We start from the raw sequence: 16552 nt of genomic DNA, 5'->3' as shown, positions 1-16552 counted from the left end.
AGCTCCCTTGTATAACGAGGCCTGAGGGGTTCCCGAGCCTCAGAGATTGTGTGTCCGGAGAACCTTTTCGGCGACCGCTTCGGCGGTGATGCCGAAGTGCTTGTAAAGGTCCTTGTAGGGCGCGCTGGCGCCAAACCCATGCATCCCGACGAAAATTCCGTCCGGGCCGATGACCGAATCCCACCCGAAGCGCACGGCCGCCTCGACCGCAACCTTGATCGGCGCATCGCCGATGATGCGGGCGCGGACGGATTCGGGCTGAGCGAGGAACAGGTCGAGCGAGGGCACCGACACAACGCGTACGGCGAAGCTCTGGTCTTCCAGAAGCTTCTGGGCCGCGAGCGCGATCTCGACCTCCGAGCCCGAGGCGAAGAGGGTGGCGCGGGCCTTAGCCGAAGCGGGCGACAGCTCGTAGGCGCCCGTGGCCGAGAGGTTGCCCTGGCCAGCTTCCTTGCGGACCTGCGGCAGGTTCTGGCGCGTGAGCGCCAGCGTCGAAGGGCCGTCGGTGCGCTCGAGCGCCATCTGCCAGCATTCGGCCGTCTCGATGGCATCGGCCGGGCGGAAGACGCGCATCTTCGGCATGGCGCGAAGCGCCGCCAGATGCTCCACCGGCTGGTGGGTCGGGCCGTCCTCGCCGAGGCCGATCGAGTCGTGGGTCATCACGTAGACCGTCGGAATGCCGGCGAGCGCCGCGATGCGCATGGCGGGACGGGCATAGTCCGTGAAGACCAGGAAGGTCGCGCCGGCCGGCACATAGCCGCCATGGAGCGCGATGCCGTTCATGGCAGCCGCCATGCCGTGCTCGCGGATGCCGTAATGGATGTAGCGGCCGGCATAGTTGCCCGGCGAGATCGCGGTGAGGTTCTTGGTCTTGGTGTTGTTGGAGGGCGTCAGGTCCGCCGAGCCGAGCACCAGTTCCGGCACGGCCTCGGTGAGGACCTCAAGGGCGATCTCGCTGGCCTTGCGGGTGGCAACGGCCTGCGGCTCGGCCACAAGCCGGTTCTTCAGCTTGGCGACGGCATCGGCCAGACCCTGCGGGCGCACGCCCTTGACGCGGCGCTCGAACTCGGCGCGCTTGTCGGCGGGAAGAGCCTTGAGGCGGTCCGTCCAGGCCTTGCGCAGGCGGCGTCCCTTCTTGCCGGCCTTGGCCCAGGCGTCGCGGATGGTGTCCGGGACCTCGAAGGGGCCATGGCCCCAGCCGTAAGCGGCCTTGGCGCCGGCGAGTTCCTCGGCGCCGAGCGGCTCGCCGTGGGCCTTGGAGGTGCCGGCCTTCTTCGGAGCGCCGTAGCCGATGGTGGTCTTGCAGGCAATAAGGGTCGGGCGGTCCGACTTCTGGGCGCGGGCAATGGCGCGCTGGATCGCCTTCGGGTCATGGCCGTCGACGCGGACCGCATTCCAGCCGCAGGCCTGGAAACGCTTCACCTGGTCGACGGAGTCGGAGAGCGACAGGGGGCCATCGATGGAAATCTCGTTGTCATCCCAGAGGACGATCATGCGGTTGAGCTTCAGGTGGCCGGCCAGCGCGATGGCCTCGTGGCTGATGCCCTCCATCAGGTCGCCGTCGGAGGCCAGCACATAGGTATGGTGGTCGACGAGGTCGTTACCGTATTCGGCATTGAGCATGCGCTCGGCGAGGGCGAAGCCCACCGCCGTGGCGATGCCCTGGCCGAGCGGGCCGGTGGTGGTCTCGACGCCCGGCGTCATGAAGTTTTCGGGGTGGCCCGGGGTCTTGGAATCGAGCTTGCGGAAATTCCTCAGCTCGTCGACCGTCATGCCCTTCACGCCCGTCAGGTGCAGGAGCGAATAGAGCAGCATCGAGCCGTGGCCGGCCGACAGGATGAACCGGTCGCGGTCGGGCCAGGTCGGGTCGGCGGCATCGTATTTCAGGAACTTGGTGAACAGCACCGTGGCGATATCGGCGGCGCCCATGGGCAGGCCCGGATGGCCGGATTTGGCTTGTTCGACGGCATCCATGGCGAGGACGCGCACGGCGTTCGCCAGATCGGAATGGGTGACGCGATCGGCGGGGGCGATATTCAGCACGGCGTGATCCACAAGTCTTGAGGCCCCGCAACGGGGCGGTCTGTCTGGAAAAGGCGTGGGCTCCTTATCACGCGGCTAAGGCGAGTCAAAGGCTCGAAGGGGCATAATCCCCTTGAGGACCGTTGCTCCCCAAGGTCCGATGCTCCTTCTTTGATGGGTGCATCGTTCTTCGCGGTCCCGAAGGGCCACGCTCGTGACCCGCAGGGCCGCGTTAGCGAAAACCGGGTCCACTTTTCCGCACGATGCGCTAGTCTCGTGCCCGATTCCCGGAGGCATGATGGCGCCCACACTCGACGAAGCGATGAAGCGGCTGGACATGGCCCTGGGCCTCCTCGAGGCGTCCGTATCGCGCCGCATGGAGGCCGACAGGAGGCGTGGCGGCCTGGAAACCGAACTCCAGCTCATGCAGGACGACAGGGCCCGCCTCGCGGTGGAGCTCGACGGGGCGCTCACCCGCCTGCACCGCTTCGAGGCTGCCACCGATGACGTGAGCCGGCGGGTGCGCCAGGCGATCGGGGCCGTCGAGTCCGTTTTGGCCGAGGCCGGCCAACTGGCCCAAGCCGGGCAGCTCGAACCCGAGGAAGGCTAGAGGCATGTCCCAGGTGACGGTGACCATTGCCGGCAGAACTTACCGGATCGCCTGCGCCGAGGGCGAGGAGCGGCATCTCGAAGGGCTGGCCGCCGCCTATAACACCCGGATCGAGGAGATGCGCGCCACCTTTGGCCAAGTCGACGACCTGCGCCTTCACGTCATGGCGGCCATCTCCCAGGCCGACGAACTGCACGAAACGAAAAAGCGGATCGCTGCGCTTGCGGAGGAAGTGGCGTTGCTCAACAGCGTCAACGTCTCCCGGGACGAGCGCCTCGAACGGATCGAGGCAAGGCTCGCCGATGGCCTCCAGCGGGCAGCCGAGCGCATCGAGGAACTGGCCCGGAACCTGAACGGGGTGGGGCAGGTTTAGACGGACCCCAGGTGATCCTGTTGCGATGGCGCAGGTGTTCTGCTCTCATCCAAGAATGAACTCTCTCCCGGACATTCGCCTTGCCAAACGAATCGAGGAGGCCTGCCTGAACGGCTGGCCGGCACTGCGCGAGGTGGTGTTCGACGGCTGGCTGATCCGATTGGCCGACGGCCATACCCGGAGGGCGAACTCCGTCAACCTTCTCTCCTCCGGTACGCTGCCGCTCGATCACAAGATCGCCTAGTGCGAGGCTCTTTATACCTCCCAGGGACTGCCGCCGATCTTCTGCATCCCCACCACCGCCGACCCTGCCCTGAGCCGGGCTCTCGACCGGGGAGGACACGACCCGCCGGAGGATGAAAGCTGCGTCCTTTTCGCGGATTTCGCCGAAACCTCGCCTCACTCGGCTGCCGATGTCGTGCTGGAAGAAGGTTTTCCAGGGGAGGTTTGGTTGGGAGCCTTGGCCCGGCTCCATGAGCAGAGCGCGCCCGCGCAGGATGCGCACCGGAAGATCCTGAAAAGCCTGTCGGTTCCCGCTGTCTTCGCGGCCGTCCCGCTCGATGGCGGGCGCTTGGGTGCCCTTGCCTTTGGGGCGGTCCACGACGGGCTCGTCTGCGTGAATTCCGTCGTGACCGATCCCGCCTTCAGACGGCAGGGCCTGGCGCGAAGGCCGTCGCCGCCGTTCTGGCATGGGCGCAGGAGCGCTGCGGCGCCACCGGAGCCTGCCTGGCGGTGGTGGCGAGCAACGCTCCCGCACGATCCCTGTACCAGGCTCTCGGCTTCCGACGCGAGGTGTACCGCTATCATTATCGACGCCGGGAGTTCTGATGCTGCCGGTCGGTCCTTGCCGATTTCCCGAACTTTCCCCTTCCCCCCGCGCGTCCCAATCCCTACATAGGAAAGGCGGGGCTGCGGGGCGCGTTAGGAGTTCATATTCCCCGGGGCCTTATCGATCCCAACGGGAGCTGTCCCTGCCCGGTCCGTGGACCGGAACATACGGCGCCCACCTACTTTGTAGGTTCCCGGGATCGCTTCTCCGACGGCTTTTCGTGGCTCCGCACCTGATGACCTCCCTACCCCCTCCCGAACTGAAAGAGCGCCTCCGCCAGGAGAGCTTTGCGCGCCGTGACGCGCTCGAGAAACAGTTTCGCGAGGAGGCCGCGCAGCGTATCGCGGCCCAAGCCCTCGACTGTCCCGATTTCAAGGATGTGACCCCGGTGGGCGGCTACTGGCCGATCCGAAGCGAGGTCGATCCGCGTCCCCTGATGGAGGCGCTGCTCGATCGCGGACAGGACGTGGCGCTCTCCCAGATTCTCCACCCCCATCTGAGTTGGCGCCTCTGGCAGCCCGGCGACATGCTGATCAAGGGCGGCTTCGGCGTGCGTGAGCCCGGCCCCGACGCGCCCGAGGTCTTTCCGAAGGCGCTTCTCGTTCCCCTCGTCGTTTTCGACCGCCGGGGAGGGCGCATCGGCTACGGCAAGGGCCATTTCGACCGCGCCATCGCGGCGCTGGAGGAAAAACATTCCGTCTTGACCATTGGGCTTGCTTATGCGGTTCAGGAGATCGACGAGGTTCCGGTCGAGCCCCATGACCGGCTTCTCGACATTGTCATCACCGAAGCCGAACTCATTCGGACGAAATCCGCGTAAGGACTCATCATGCGTCTTCTTTTCCTCGGCGACATCGTCGGGCGGCCCGGCCGCAATGCGGTGATCGAGCGCCTGCCGGGTCTTCGCGACCGCTGGCAGCTCGACTGCGTGGTCATCAACGGCGAGAACTCCGCCGGGGGCTTCGGCATCAACGAGGCGATCTGCGACGAGATCTTAGGTGCGGGCGCCGATGCGATCACGCTCGGCAACCACACCTGGGACCAGCGTGAGACCCTGGTCTTCATCGAGCGCCAGCCGCGGCTCCTGCGCCCCGTGAACTACCCGCCGGGAACGCCGGGGCGGGGTGCGAACCTCATCGATACCCGCTCGGGGGCCCGCGTCCTCGTGGTGAACGTCATGGGCCGCCTGTACATGGATCCGCTGGACGATCCATTCGCCGCCGTCGACCGGGAGCTCGAAACCTGCCCCATGGGTCAGGTGGCGGATGCCGTCATCATTGACGTGCATGCGGAGGCCACGAGCGAGAAGGAGGCCATGGGCTACCATCTCGACGGGCGGGCGAGCCTGGTCGTGGGCACCCACACCCATGTGCCGACCGCCGACCACCGGATCCTCCCCGCTGGTACGGCCTACATGACCGATGCGGGCATGTGCGGCGACTACGATTCCGTGCTCGGGATGCAGAAAGAGGAATCGATCCGCCGCTTCCTCCAGAAGACGCCGGGGATCCGCATGGAGCCGGCCTTGGGCGAGGGCACGCTCTCCGGCATCGCGGTCGAGACCGACGACCGCACTGGCTTGGCCAGGCGCGTGGCGGCGGTGCGGCTCGGGCCGAATCTGGAAGAGACTTGGCCTCTGTTCTGGGATTGAGGCGCAATTCTCCCTCTCCCCTTAGCGGGAGAGGGCGACGCTCCATGGCCATCCCTTGGCGTGGAGCGTTGCCGTTCCCATCTCTCCTGCCACGGAGGAGATCGGTGGAAGCCAACACGAAGTCGACCAGATCCAGGATCAACGTCTACCGCCAGGAGAGCGAGTTCCATCGGGCGCATGAGCACCAGAGCGCCTCGGCCGTCCTGCGCGCCGTGATCGACGAGGCCGAGGGCGAGACGATCTCGATCCGTGAGATTATCGAGGCCTTCGGCGAGCGCGCCTTCGGCTTCGTGCTGATCCTGTTTTCCCTGCCGAACTGCGTGCCGAACGTTCCCGGCATTGCCGGCATCGTCGGCACTCCGGTCCTGATCTTCGGCATCCAGATGATGCTGGGCCACAAGCGCCCCTGGCTGCCGGGCTTCATCCTGCGGCAGACCGTCTCCGTCGCGAAGTTCAAGCGTCTCATCGACGTGGCGGAACCCAAGCTTCAGAAGCTCGAAAGCTACTGCAAGCCGCGCCTGCTCCAACTCTTCGGTCCACTCGGAGACCGGGTGGTCGGGTTTTTCGCGTTCCTGGTCGCCGTGTCGGTCCTGATCCCGTTCCCGGGCACCAACTTCCCGCCCTCCATCGCCCTCGTCATCGCCTCCATCGCCATCATGGAGGAGGACGGCTATCTTCTCATCGTCGGCTATCTCATCGGCTTGGCCGGGCTGGCCTATACGGCCACGGTGCTCGGCGCCTCCTACCACCTCATCCTGGCGGCCTTCCACAATCTGCCCGGATGGCTCGGGTTCTAAGCACGATCTTTTAAGCGGCGTCGTCTTATCCTGCTCCGGGAAGAAACCGAGGGGCAGCGGGTGGGCGTACAGTCACGCGAATGGAGCAGCGCGTCTGCCGAAGGGGTTCAGGCCGTTCGCCTGTCGGAGGTGCTGGGAGCGCTGAGCCATGCGTTGGACCTGACGGAGGGCCAGCCCGCGGGCCATTGCGTGCGGGCCTGCTGGATCGGGGTTCATGTGGGACGGGAGCTGGGCCTGAGCGAAACTGCTCTGTGGGAGCTCTACTACACGCTTCTCCTGAAGGATCTCGGCTGCAGCAGCAACGCGGCCCGCATCTGTCAGCTCTACCTCACCGACGATCTGGCCTTCAAACGGGACTTCAAGTCCGTCGGCGACCGCCTCCCGCAGGTCCTGGGCTTCGTGCTGTCTCATACCGGGTTGAAGGCCGGGCTGGCGGAGCGCTTCCGTGCGGTCGTCAACATCGTCCAGAACGGCGGCGAGATCGCCCGCGAACTCATCGAGACACGATGCCAGCGCGGCGCCGAGATCGCCCGCCAGCTCCGCTTTCCCGAAGGCGTGGCACAGGGCATCCAGGCCCTTGACGAGCACTGGAATGGCGGCGGCAAGCCGCTGGGTATCGCCAGGGCCGAAATCTCGATCTATTCGCGCATCGCGCTCTTGGCTCAGGTGGTCGATGTGTTCCACACGGGAGCCGGAGAGGCGGCGGCCCGGCGGGAGGTGCGGGCGCGGTCGGGAACCTGGTTCGATCCCCAGGTTGTCGAGGCCTTCGAGCGCATCGCCGGAAGCCGTTCCTTCTGGGACACCCTGGCGTCGGAGGAGGTGGAGAACGCCATCTTCGCCCTGGAGCCTGCCCTGCGCATCGAGATCGCCGATGAGGATTATCTCGACGACATCGCGGCGGCCTTCGCGCGAGTCGTGGATTCCAAAAGCCCCTATACCAGCGGCCACAGCGACCGGGTCGCGTTCTTTGCTGATCTGATCGCAGGGGAGATGGGGTTCGACGAGGCGGGACGGCGGCGGCTGCGGCGGGCAGCCCTTCTCCACGACATCGGGAAGCTCGGGGTCAGCAACGAGATCCTCGACAAGCCCGGCAAACTGGATGAGGCGGAGTTTGCCGCCATGCGCCATCACGCCCTCTACAGCGAGACCATCCTGTCCCGGATCGGGGCTTTCGAGGAATTGGCCCGCATCGGCGGAGCTCATCACGAGCGCCTCGACGGCAAGGGCTATCCCAGGGGGCTCACAGGAGACGAGATCGGCCGGGAGACGCGGATCATCTCGGTGGCCGACGTCTTCGACGCCCTCACCGCCGATCGGCCCTACCGCGCCGCCATGCCGGTCTCGAAGGCCATGGGGATCCTCGAAGCGGAGATCGGGACGGCCTTCGATCCGGTCTGCGTGGATGCGCTTCGGCGGGCTCTGGACCGGATCGAGGGCGGGCAAGTCCAAAGGGGCTTTGCCTGAAACCGTTCGCCGCCTTATAAGCCTGCCATCGTCAACTTCTCCGGCCTGACGGGCGCTTCCCAATGAGGCGGCTCTCGGCCGAAAATCCGGAGGCCCCCATGGCCGGGCATTCACAGTTCAAGAATATCATGCACCGCAAGGGCAAGGTGGACGCGGTGCGGTCCAAGGTGTTTTCCAAGCTTGCCCGCGAAATCACCGTGGCCGCCAAGATGGGCATGCCCGATCCCAACATGAACCCGCGCCTGCGCGCCGCGATCCTCGCCGCCCGCGCCGAGAACATGCCCAAGGACAACATCCAGCGCGCCATCAACAAGGCCTCCGGCGGCGACGCGGAGAGCTACGACGAGATCCGCTATGAGGGCTACGGCCCAGGCGGCGCGGCGATCATCGTCGAGGCCATGACCGACAACCGCAACCGCACGGCCTCCGACATCCGCTCCTATTTCACCAAGAGCGGCGGCAACCTCGCCGAGACCGGCGCCGTCTCCTTCATGTTCGACCGGGTCGGCTACATCGAGTTCGGTCCCGAAGTGGCGGATGCCGACGCCATGCTGGAGGCCGCCATCGACGCGGGCGCGGACGACGTGGCCTCCTCCGAGAACGGCCATGAGGTCTATTGCGATCAGGGCAATCTCAACGAGGTGACCAAGGCGCTCGAGGACAAGTTCGGCGAACCCAAGGCCTCCAAGCTGGTCTGGAAGCCCCAGACCCCCGTCGCCGTGGACGACGAGACCGGCGAGAAGCTGATGAAGCTGATGGAATCGCTGGAGGAGCACGACGACGTCCAGAACGTCTACGGCAATTTCGAGCTGTCCGACGCGCTCATGCAGAAGATGGCTGGGTGATTCTTAACCCTCTCCCCGTAGCGGGAGAGGGTGGCGAACGTCAGTGAGCCGGGAGAGGGGGGAGTCGTGGGCCGAGAACGGCCCCTCTCCCGACCCCTGCTATCGCAGTGGTCCCCCTCTCCCGCAGAGGGGAGAGGGTTAGAAGTTGAGCCAATCTATTCGCATCCTCGGCCTCGATCCCGGCCTGCGCAACACCGGCTGGGGGGTCATCACCGTCGAGGGGACGAAGCTCTCGTACGTCGCCTGCGGGGTCGTGACCTCCGACGGCGACCTTGAACTGGCTTTGCGCCTCAAGCAGCTCCACGACCGGCTGACGGACGTGATCAGGACCTGGACCCCCGACGAGGTTTCCGTCGAAGAGACCTTCGTCAACAAGGACGCGCAGGCGACCCTGAAACTTGGCCAGGCCCGCGCCATGTCCCTGCTCGTTCCGGCCCTGCATGGGCTGCCGGTGGCGGAATACGGCGCCAACCAGGTGAAGAAGACCGTGGTGGGCGTCGGGCATGCCGACAAGGATCAGGTGCAGGCCATGGTCAGGATCCTCCTGCCCAAGGCGGACTTCAAGAAGGCCGACGCGGCGGATGCGCTGGCCATCGCCATCGCCCACGCCCACCACCGCAAGGCTCGCGCTTTGGCGGCGAGCTATTAGGGTGTTACAGAAAAGCACAGCGTCATCCCGGACGGCGTCAGCCGATCCGGGATCGTTGGACGAGTGAAGCGTCTCCTCCCTCCCCCCTGCGGGGAGGGGTAGGGGTGGGGGTGGTTCGACTGGGTGAGTGGTCAGGTAAGAACGGCGCTGTATTGACCTCAATGCTTGGATGATGAGGCGCAGCGTCCCGACTTTTCGACCCCCACCCTCAATCCCTCCCCGCAAGGGGGAGGGAAGCAGGAGCGACAAAGAACGTGATCGGCAAACTCAAGGGCGTGGTGGATTCTTACGGCGAGGATTTCGTGATTCTCGACGTGCATGGGGTCGGCTACGTGGTCCACTGCTCCTCCCGCACCCTCCAGAACCTGCCGCCCACCGGCGAGGCGGCGGTGCTCTCCATCGAGACTCATGTGCGCGAGGACATGATCCGGCTCTTCGGCTTCCGCTCGGATTCGGAGCGCGAGTGGTTCCGCCTGCTCCAGTCGGTCCAGGGCGTGGGCTCCAAGGTGGCGCTCGGCATCCTCTCGGTGCTCGACCCTGGCAGCCTCGCCACGGCGATTGCCACCGGCGACAAGGCCTCCGTCGCCCGCGGCCCCGGCGTCGGCCCCAAGCTCGCCCAGCGCATCGTGTCGGAACTCAAGGACAAGGCCCCGGCCTTCGCCTCCGTGGATCCGGCCCTCATCCGCCTCACCGGCGCGGTGGAGGACAGGAGCGCGCCCGCTCCGGTGACGGACGCCATCTCGGCCCTGGTCAATCTCGGCTATCCCCAGGTCCAGGCCTCCGCCGCCGTCGCCGCCGCCATGAAGCAGGCCGGCGATGAGGCCGAGGCGAAGACCCTGATCCGGTTAGGGTTGCGGGAGCTGGCGCGATAGGCGAACCGCAGGGACGAATGTTCCTGTTTTGATCTTGTTGAAGATGGCGTATGACACGCAAAACGCCTATATGAAGCCTTTGGAAGGTAAGCCTCTTTGACCGATTCCCGCCGCCTGATCAGCCCCGAAAAGCGCGAGGACGATGTCGATGCATCGATCCGGCCGCTGTCGCTCGACGATTTCACGGGCCAGAAGGCCGCGCGGGCTAATCTTCAGATCTTCATCAATGCCGCCAAGTCCCGTGGGGACGCCCTCGACCACGTGCTCTTCGTGGGCCCTCCGGGCCTCGGCAAGACCACACTCGCTCAGATCGTCGCCCGCGAGCTGGGCGTCAATTTCCGCTCGACCTCGGGCCCGGTGATCGCCAAGGCCGGCGACCTGGCGGCGCAGCTCACCAACTTGGAAGAGCGCGACGTGCTCTTCATCGACGAGATCCACCGCCTGAATCCTGCGGTCGAGGAAATCCTCTATCCGGCCATGGAGGATTACCAGCTCGACCTCATCATCGGCGAGGGTCCGGCGGCCCGCTCGGTGAAGATCGAGCTGCCGAAGTTCACGCTTGTCGGCGCGACCACCCGCGCAGGCCTGCTCACCACCCCCTTGCGCGACCGCTTCGGCATTCCGATCCGGCTCGAATTCTACACCGTCGACGAGCTGGAGCTCATCGTCCGCCGCGGCGCCCGGGTGCTGGGCCTCGGCATGAGCGAGGAGGGCGCCAACGAGATCGCCCGCCGCTCCCGCGGCACGCCCCGCATCGCCGGGCGCCTCCTGCGCCGGGTGCGGGACTTCGCCATCGTGGAAGGGATGCAGACCGTCACCCGCGACCTCGCCGACCGGTCGCTGCGCCTCCTCGACGTGGACCCGATCGGCCTCGATCTGATGGACCGCAAGTACCTGACTATGATCGCCAGTTCCTTCGGCGGCGGCCCGGTCGGCATCGAGACCATCGCGGCGGCCCTTTCCGAGCCGCGCGACGCCATCGAGGACATCATCGAGCCCTACCTGATCCAGAAGGGCTTCGTGCAGCGCACCCCCCGCGGGCGCATCCTCACGCCCCACGCCTTCAAGCACCTCGGCATCCCCGAGCCCACCCGCGAGACGGTGGCGCAGTTCGGGCTGTTCGGCGGGGATGCGGATGAGTGAGAAGCGGGACCAGGGAGGTGTGGTCGGCTCCCATCTCTCCGGCTTCATGCAGGACGGCGCCCACGTCCTCCCCATCCGCGTCTACTACGAAGACACGGATTTTTCGGCGCGCGTGTATCACGCGAGCTACCTGCGCTTCATGGAGCGCGGCCGCACGGAGCTGCTGCGGGCGGTCGAGGTGGCGCAGTCCGATCTTCACGCGAGGATGGACGGGTTGGCCTTCGTGGTCCGCAAGATGAATATCGATTTCCGCGGCGCCGCCGTCATGGACGACGTGCTCACCATCGTGACCCGGCCCAAGGAGATGCGCGGCGCGTCGATGACGCTCGCTCAGGAGGTTCGGCGCGGAGACGAGGTGCTGGTGACAGCCGATGTCATGGTCGCGGCCGTCAGGGGAGGGCGGGCCGTGCGAATCCCGGACGAGCTGCGGGCGGCGCTGAGCGTGAATCCGTAGGACCGGACTTACCCTATGGTCAGGGTGCGCGGGAGCCCTGCCTCCAGCGCATACTAGCCGGAATTTCCATATCAATTTCAGACAATTCGCCTCTGCGGGGCCGCACTTAAACCAGACCTTAACCTTACTCTGTGCCTAACAGGGTACGGTCTGGGACGATTGTGCGTCTGACTGCCCGGTGCCCTTATTTTCGACAGATTCGGGGGCGAACGAGCAGTAATACAAGAACAAATCTTTCCAAACCAATCTGCGGTGGGTCTCAGGCATCCCTGGGGCTGCTCGAAGAGCGAGGACGAGTTTCATGAATCCGGCTGATGTGGCCCAGGCCGCTCCTGTGGCCCACGACCTGTCCCTCCTGGGCCTGTTCTGGCAGGCGCATTTCGTCGTCAAGCTCGTGATGATCGGCCTGCTGGCGGCTTCGGTCTGGTGCTGGGCCATCATCGTCGACAAGACCCTGCTCTACAGCCGCACCAAGCGCGCCATGGACCGGTTCGAGGACGTGTTCTGGTCGGGCCAGTCGCTGGAGGAGCTCTTCCGCAACCTCCAGAGCCGTCCGGCCACGGGCTTGGCCGCCGTGTTCGTCGCCGCCATGCGCGAGTGGAAGCGCTCCTTCGAGGGCTCGGGCCGCTCGTTCCAGACCCTGCCGCAGCGCATCGACAAGGTGCTCGACGTCACCATCCAGCGCGAGGTGGAGCGGCTCAATGCCCGCCTGACGGTTCTCGCCTCCATCGGCTCGGCGGGTCCGTATATCGGCCTCTTCGGCACGGTGGTGGGCATCATGAATTCCTTCACGTCGATCGCCGCCTCCAAGAACACGAGCCTCGCGGTCGTCGCCCCCGGCATTGCGGAGGCGCTGTTCGCCACCGCCATCGGCCTTTTCGCGGCCATTCCGGCGGTGCTCGCCTACAACAAGCTGAACTCGGAAGTCGGCAAGCTGCAGTCGCGGCTCGAGGGCTTCGCCGACGAGTTCTCGGCCATCCTGTCCCGTCAGGTGGACGAGCGCATCGGCCATGCGGGCCGCTCTCCGGCCAACGCGGCTTAAGGGAGATCCGGCATGGCGATGATGGCAGGATCGGCAGGAGGCGGACGCCGCCGCAGGCGCGCCCGGCACTCGGGCGTGATCAACGAGATCAATATGACGCCGTTCATCGACGTCATGCTGGTGCTGCTCATCATCTTCATGGTGGCGGCGCCCATGATGACGGCGGGCGTGCCGCTCGATCTGCCGCAGACCAAGGCCGCGCCGCTCAATTCCGATGCGACGCCGGTGACCTTGTCGATCAAGGCCAACGGCCAGGTGTTCCTCGGCGAAGCCGAGCTGACGGACGAGGCCATCGTCGGCAAGCTCGCGGAAGTGTCGAAGACGGGCTTCGACGAGCGCATCTTCGTGCGCGGCGACAAAAAGGTGGATTACGGGCGGGTCGCCCAGGTGATGTCGATCGTGACGACCGCCGGCTACAAGCGCGTCGCCCTCGTGACCGAGGTCGATCAGCGCTGAGCCGGATGAGAGCAGGGGGCAAACACACGTGGCGTTGACATGGAAGTTCAACACCTCCGAGCCGGGCTTCTGGGTCTCGGGCGTCGCGCATGCGGCGTTGTTGGCGGCCGCCATGGTGGGATTGTCCTCCGTCGCCGAGTTTCCCGAGGCGCAGGAAGGCATCCCGGTTGAGGTCATCACCGACGCTCAGCTCTCGCAGATCACCAGGGGCGAGACGAACGCCAAGGCGCCGCAGCCCAAGCCCCGCGCCGAGCGCGTTGCCGACAAGGCCGAGCTGAAGGATCCCGGCGAGGACAAGCGCGATGCGCCCGCGCCGCCGAAGCGCCCGGCCGAGATGAAGGTCGCCGACAAGGAAGAGCCCGTCGCCGCCCAGCCTCCGCCGCCCGCGCCGCCGACCCGCTCGCAGGAGGACAAGGCCGCCGAAGCCAAGGCCGAGGCGGAAAAGAAGATGATCGAGAAGGCCGAAGCCGAGGCCATCGAAAAGGCGAAGGCCGCCGAAAAGGCCAAGGTCGAGGCTGAAGCAAAGGCCAAGACCGAAGCGGAGGCGAAAGCCAAGGCCGAGGCCGAGGCCAAGAAGATTGCGGAAGCCAAGGCGAAGGCCGAGGCGGAAGCGAAGGCAAAGGCTGAAGCCGAGGCGAAGAAGCTCGCGGAAGCGAAAGTCAAGGAAGAGGCCGAGGCCAAGGCGCGCAAGGAGGCCCAGGTCGCCAAGAAGCTCGACATGGGCGACCTGAAGCAGTTCCTCGACACCAAGGACAAGCACCAATCCACTGGCTCGACGGGCGCGGAGGTCCAGAAGACCGCCTCGCTCGGCACCGCGACGGGATCGGCCGCGAAGCTCACCCCGAGCCTGCGCGACGCCCTTATCGGCCTTCTCGTGTCGCAGATCGAGCGCTGCTACAGTGCGCCGATCGCGGCTTCGGGCGGACAGGTCACAGCCCCGATTCTCGATATCCGCCTGAACCAGGACGGTTCGCTCAGCACCGACCCGCGGATTCTTCAGGCGGGAAGCACTTCGACCGACCGTGCCGTTGCCGATGCCGCCGTCAGGGCCATCCGCAAGTGCCGCCAGTTCGAAATCCCGGCGAAATTCGTCCCCTATTACGCGGACTGGAAGGTTTTGAACGTCCAGTTCGATCCTCCTCTCTCTTAAAGCCCTTCAAGCTTGAGACAGCATCCCATGATCACTCGTTTCGTTTCCCGTCTTCTCATTGCGCTGGCTGTCGTCCTGCCCATAATGGCGCTCGCTCCCGCGGCCCAGGCGCAGCTCTCGTTCCGCGTCGGCCCGGGCGGGCAGTTCCAGCCCATGCCCATCGCCGTCGCCGACTTCTCCGGCGAAGGCGACATGGGGCAGCGCGTCTCCGGCATCATCAACAACAACCTGCTGCGCTCGGGCTATTTCGCGCCCCTCGACAAGTCCCGCTTCCCCGAGCGGCCGTCCTTCGACGCCGCCCCGCGCTTCGACGCCTGGAAGATGGCGGGCGCCCAGGCGCTGGTGACGGGCCGCGTCTCGCGCGATCCGTCGGGACGGCTTCGGGCCGAGTTCCGCCTGTGGGACATTGAGACGGGCCAGCAGCTCACGGGCCAGCAATATGTCACGGATGCCAATTTCTGGCGCCGGGTCGGCCACATCATCTCGGACGCGGTCTACACCAAGATCACCGGCTTCGGCGGCTTCTTCGACACGCGCATGGTGTTCGTCGATGAATCGGGCCCGAAGGAAAACCGCCGCAAGCGCCTCGCCATCATGGATCAGGACGGCGCGAACGTGCGCTACCTGACTCAAGGAGACACCTCCGTCGTGGCGCCGCGCTATTCGCCGGCGACCCAGGACATCACCTACATGTCCCAGGTCGAAGGCCAGCAGCCGCGCGTTCAGGTGATCAATCTCGAGACCGGCTCGCGCCAGGTTCTCGGCAACTTCCCCGACATGGCGTCCTCGCCGCGCTTCGGACCCGAGGGGCAGCGCATCGTCATGAGCCTGCAGCAGGGCGGCAATGCCAACATTTTCATGATGAACCTGGGGTCGCAGGCCACCACGCGCCTGACCTCGACGGGCGCCATCGACACGTCGCCGTCCTTCTCGCCGGACGGCAAGCAGATCGTGTTCGAGAGCGACCGCGGCGGCAAGCAGCAGATCTACGTCATGAACGTGGACGGCTCGGACCAGCGCCGCATCTCCTTCGGCGACGGCTCCTATTCGCAGCCGGCCTGGTCGCCGCGCGGTGACTACATCGCCTTCACCAAGCAGCGCGCCGGGGGCTTTGCCATCGGCATCATGAAGCCGGACGGCTCGGGCGAGCGCATCCTCACCGAGGGATTCCACAACGAAAGCCCGACCTGGGCGCCCAACGGCCAGTACATCCTGTTCTTCCGCGATCCGGGCGGACAGGCCGGCGGCAAGCTCTACATGGTCGACATCACCGGCCGCGTCGAGCAGCCCGTGCCGACCCCGTCCTTCGCCTCGGACCCGACCTGGTCGCCGCTCTTGAGCGAGGCGCGGTGAACGAGCGATCTCTCATTCTCCCTCCCCCTTGCGGGGAGGGCAGGGGTGGGGGTGTTATGACCGGGTGAGTGATCGCTGAGTTGGGCGCTGTAGCTGCCTCGTGCATTCATCAAGAAGCGCTGCGCCTCGACTTTGCAACCCCCACCCCTACCCCTCCCCGCAAGGGGGAGGGAAGATAGGGCGCCCGAGGCGCCCTTTTCGTTGGTCAGGCCTTCAGCGTGCCTGCGCTATCGGTGGAACTGTCCTTCCGCCCCTTGAGCTTGAAGGCGAGCACAAGAAGGCCGATGCCGAAGATCAGCGCATAGGCGCCGAGCCACCAGGTCAGCACCACGGCGCCGACGAGCGGGGCGATCAGCAGCGCGACTCCGAAGAGCACCGATACGACGCCGCTGAAGATCAGCCAGCCTCGGCCGAAATCCGGGTTGAGCTTGAAGGCGGCTACGACCATCAGGATTCCGGTGATCAGCGACCACACGGCCATGAGGGTGACGAAGAACAAGACCGTCAGTCCCGGCATGATGAAGGCGATGATGCCGACCAGGATGTTGAGGATGCCTTCCAGGATCAGAAGGCCCCAGCGCTGGTTGTTGGACGCGGCCCTGATGCCTGAGACGATGCCGAAGACCCCGTCGACCAGCATGTAGGCCGAGAAGAACAGCACGAGGGAAAGGATCGTCGCGCCCGGTGAGAAGAGAGCGATGAGCGCGAAGATGATGGCGAAGACCCCGCGCAGGGCCACAGCCCACCAGTTCTGCGCCAGAAGCGAACTCATGGCGTGGGTGCGGTCGAAGAGTTCGGATGAACCGGAGGTGCCTGATGCCATGGGAGTCTCCTCGCAAAAG

19 protein-coding genes and 1 other RNA gene are annotated in these 16552 nt (G+C 65.9%); 18 read left to right on the top strand and 2 right to left on the bottom strand.

All coding sequences use genetic code 11. The annotated features are described in order from the left end of the window. Positions 1 to 39: 39 nt before the first annotated feature. On the bottom strand, positions 40 to 2043 hold the full coding sequence (gene tkt / locus ILT44_RS05665; protein WP_307826334.1) for a transketolase: 2004 nt from the start codon (positions 2041 to 2043) through the stop codon (positions 40 to 42). 277 nt (positions 2044 to 2320) lie between these two features. Between tkt and ILT44_RS05660 the strand changes: the two genes are divergently transcribed. The 18 genes from ILT44_RS05660 (at position 2321) to tolB (ending at position 15710) form a co-directional block, all read left to right on the top strand. After that, a complete protein-coding gene (locus ILT44_RS05660) occupies positions 2321 to 2632 on the top strand; it encodes a DUF4164 domain-containing protein (protein ID WP_204238596.1) in 312 nt (103 codons plus the stop codon). A 4-nt stretch (positions 2633 to 2636) separates the two neighbouring features. Next, positions 2637 to 3005 carry a cell division protein ZapA gene (locus tag ILT44_RS05655; RefSeq protein WP_204238595.1) on the top strand — a complete coding sequence of 123 codons (369 nt, stop codon included), beginning with the start codon at positions 2637 to 2639 and terminating at the stop codon, positions 3003 to 3005. 55 nt (positions 3006 to 3060) lie between these two features. Then, entirely contained in the window at positions 3061 to 3249 is a 189-nt protein-coding gene (locus ILT44_RS05650; RefSeq protein WP_204238594.1) for a GNAT family N-acetyltransferase, cg3035/Rv0428c family, read from the top strand. A gap of 368 nt (positions 3250 to 3617) precedes the next feature. Beyond that, positions 3618 to 3833, top strand: a complete 216-nt coding sequence (locus ILT44_RS31855) for a GNAT family N-acetyltransferase (protein ID WP_372441140.1) — start codon at positions 3618 to 3620, stop codon at positions 3831 to 3833. Positions 3834 to 3908: 75 nt separating this feature from the next. Further along, a non-coding RNA gene (gene ssrS / locus ILT44_RS05640) (6S RNA) lies at positions 3909 to 4065 on the top strand. A 4-nt stretch (positions 4066 to 4069) separates the two neighbouring features. Continuing rightward, on the top strand, positions 4070 to 4654 hold the full coding sequence (locus tag ILT44_RS05635; RefSeq protein WP_204238593.1) for a 5-formyltetrahydrofolate cyclo-ligase: 585 nt from the start codon (positions 4070 to 4072) through the stop codon (positions 4652 to 4654). 9 nt (positions 4655 to 4663) lie between these two features. Further along, positions 4664 to 5485: a TIGR00282 family metallophosphoesterase gene (locus ILT44_RS05630; protein WP_204238592.1), complete on the top strand. Its 822-nt coding sequence runs from the start codon at positions 4664 to 4666 to the stop codon at positions 5483 to 5485. A 104-nt stretch (positions 5486 to 5589) separates the two neighbouring features. After that, positions 5590 to 6282: an exopolysaccharide biosynthesis protein gene (locus ILT44_RS05625; RefSeq protein WP_204238591.1), complete on the top strand. Its 693-nt coding sequence runs from the start codon at positions 5590 to 5592 to the stop codon at positions 6280 to 6282. A 60-nt stretch (positions 6283 to 6342) separates the two neighbouring features. Further along, entirely contained in the window at positions 6343 to 7746 is a 1404-nt protein-coding gene (locus ILT44_RS05620; protein WP_307826333.1) for an HD-GYP domain-containing protein, read from the top strand. A 98-nt stretch (positions 7747 to 7844) separates the two neighbouring features. Beyond that, positions 7845 to 8591: a YebC/PmpR family DNA-binding transcriptional regulator gene (locus ILT44_RS05615; protein WP_204238590.1), complete on the top strand. Its 747-nt coding sequence runs from the start codon at positions 7845 to 7847 to the stop codon at positions 8589 to 8591. A 145-nt stretch (positions 8592 to 8736) separates the two neighbouring features. After that, positions 8737 to 9240: a crossover junction endodeoxyribonuclease RuvC gene (ruvC, locus tag ILT44_RS05610; protein ID WP_204238589.1), complete on the top strand. Its 504-nt coding sequence runs from the start codon at positions 8737 to 8739 to the stop codon at positions 9238 to 9240. Between the two features lie 254 nt (positions 9241 to 9494). Next, complete coding sequence (gene ruvA, locus ILT44_RS05605; protein WP_204238588.1) at positions 9495 to 10112, top strand: Holliday junction branch migration protein RuvA; 618 nt, start codon at positions 9495 to 9497, stop codon at positions 10110 to 10112. A gap of 96 nt (positions 10113 to 10208) precedes the next feature. Then, entirely contained in the window at positions 10209 to 11255 is a 1047-nt protein-coding gene (gene ruvB, locus ILT44_RS05600) for a Holliday junction branch migration DNA helicase RuvB (protein ID WP_204238587.1), read from the top strand. Between the two features lie 46 nt (positions 11256 to 11301). Continuing rightward, complete coding sequence (ybgC, locus tag ILT44_RS05595) at positions 11302 to 11709, top strand: tol-pal system-associated acyl-CoA thioesterase (protein WP_239467945.1); 408 nt, start codon at positions 11302 to 11304, stop codon at positions 11707 to 11709. Between the two features lie 301 nt (positions 11710 to 12010). Next, on the top strand, positions 12011 to 12751 hold the full coding sequence (tolQ, locus tag ILT44_RS05590) for a protein TolQ (RefSeq protein WP_204238585.1): 741 nt from the start codon (positions 12011 to 12013) through the stop codon (positions 12749 to 12751). Between the two features lie 12 nt (positions 12752 to 12763). After that, complete coding sequence (locus ILT44_RS05585) at positions 12764 to 13207, top strand: ExbD/TolR family protein (protein ID WP_204238584.1); 444 nt, start codon at positions 12764 to 12766, stop codon at positions 13205 to 13207. 28 nt (positions 13208 to 13235) lie between these two features. Further along, the gene (gene tolA / locus ILT44_RS05580) at positions 13236 to 14357 is read left to right on the top strand and encodes a cell envelope integrity protein TolA (protein WP_204238583.1); all 1122 of its coding nucleotides are present in this window, start codon (positions 13236 to 13238) and stop codon (positions 14355 to 14357) included. Positions 14358 to 14384: 27 nt separating this feature from the next. Then, positions 14385 to 15710, top strand: coding sequence for a Tol-Pal system beta propeller repeat protein TolB (gene tolB / locus ILT44_RS05575; protein WP_204238582.1), 1326 nt, complete (start codon positions 14385 to 14387; stop codon positions 15708 to 15710). Positions 15711 to 15915: 205 nt separating this feature from the next. Here the strand turns inward: tolB and ILT44_RS05570 are convergent, their stop codons facing one another. Next, on the bottom strand, positions 15916 to 16533 hold the full coding sequence (locus tag ILT44_RS05570) for an HdeD family acid-resistance protein (RefSeq protein WP_204238581.1): 618 nt from the start codon (positions 16531 to 16533) through the stop codon (positions 15916 to 15918). Positions 16534 to 16552: the final 19 nt, after the last annotated feature.

It is taken from the genome of Microvirga arvi, from assembly GCF_016892765.1.
In the GTDB taxonomy this organism is placed as follows: Bacteria; Pseudomonadota; Alphaproteobacteria; order Rhizobiales; family Beijerinckiaceae; genus Microvirga; species Microvirga arvi.
Note: the sequence above shows the minus strand (reverse complement) of the source record. Positions and strands in the feature narration are given on the sequence as shown.

Bases quoted from the DNA above. Each gene is read 5' to 3' on its own strand.
- ILT44_RS05660 (WP_204238596.1), top strand. From the start codon at position 2,321: ATGGCGCCCACACTCGACGAAGCGATGAAGCGGCTGGACATGGCCCTG.
- ILT44_RS05655 (WP_204238595.1), top strand. From the start codon at position 2,637: ATGTCCCAGGTGACGGTGACCATTGCCGGCAGAACTTACCGGATCGCC.
- ILT44_RS05650 (WP_204238594.1), top strand. From the start codon at position 3,061: ATGAACTCTCTCCCGGACATTCGCCTTGCCAAACGAATCGAGGAGGCC.
- ILT44_RS05635 (WP_204238593.1), top strand. From the start codon at position 4,070: ATGACCTCCCTACCCCCTCCCGAACTGAAAGAGCGCCTCCGCCAGGAG.
- ILT44_RS05630 (WP_204238592.1), top strand. From the start codon at position 4,664: ATGCGTCTTCTTTTCCTCGGCGACATCGTCGGGCGGCCCGGCCGCAAT.
- ILT44_RS05615 (WP_204238590.1), top strand. From the start codon at position 7,845: ATGGCCGGGCATTCACAGTTCAAGAATATCATGCACCGCAAGGGCAAG.
- ybgC (WP_239467945.1), top strand. From the start codon at position 11,302: ATGCAGGACGGCGCCCACGTCCTCCCCATCCGCGTCTACTACGAAGAC.
- tolQ (WP_204238585.1), top strand. From the start codon at position 12,011: ATGAATCCGGCTGATGTGGCCCAGGCCGCTCCTGTGGCCCACGACCTG.
- ILT44_RS05585 (WP_204238584.1), top strand. From the start codon at position 12,764: ATGGCGATGATGGCAGGATCGGCAGGAGGCGGACGCCGCCGCAGGCGC.
- tolB (WP_204238582.1), top strand. From the start codon at position 14,385: ATGATCACTCGTTTCGTTTCCCGTCTTCTCATTGCGCTGGCTGTCGTC.
- ILT44_RS05570 (WP_204238581.1), bottom strand. From the start codon at position 16,533: ATGGCATCAGGCACCTCCGGTTCATCCGAACTCTTCGACCGCACCCAC.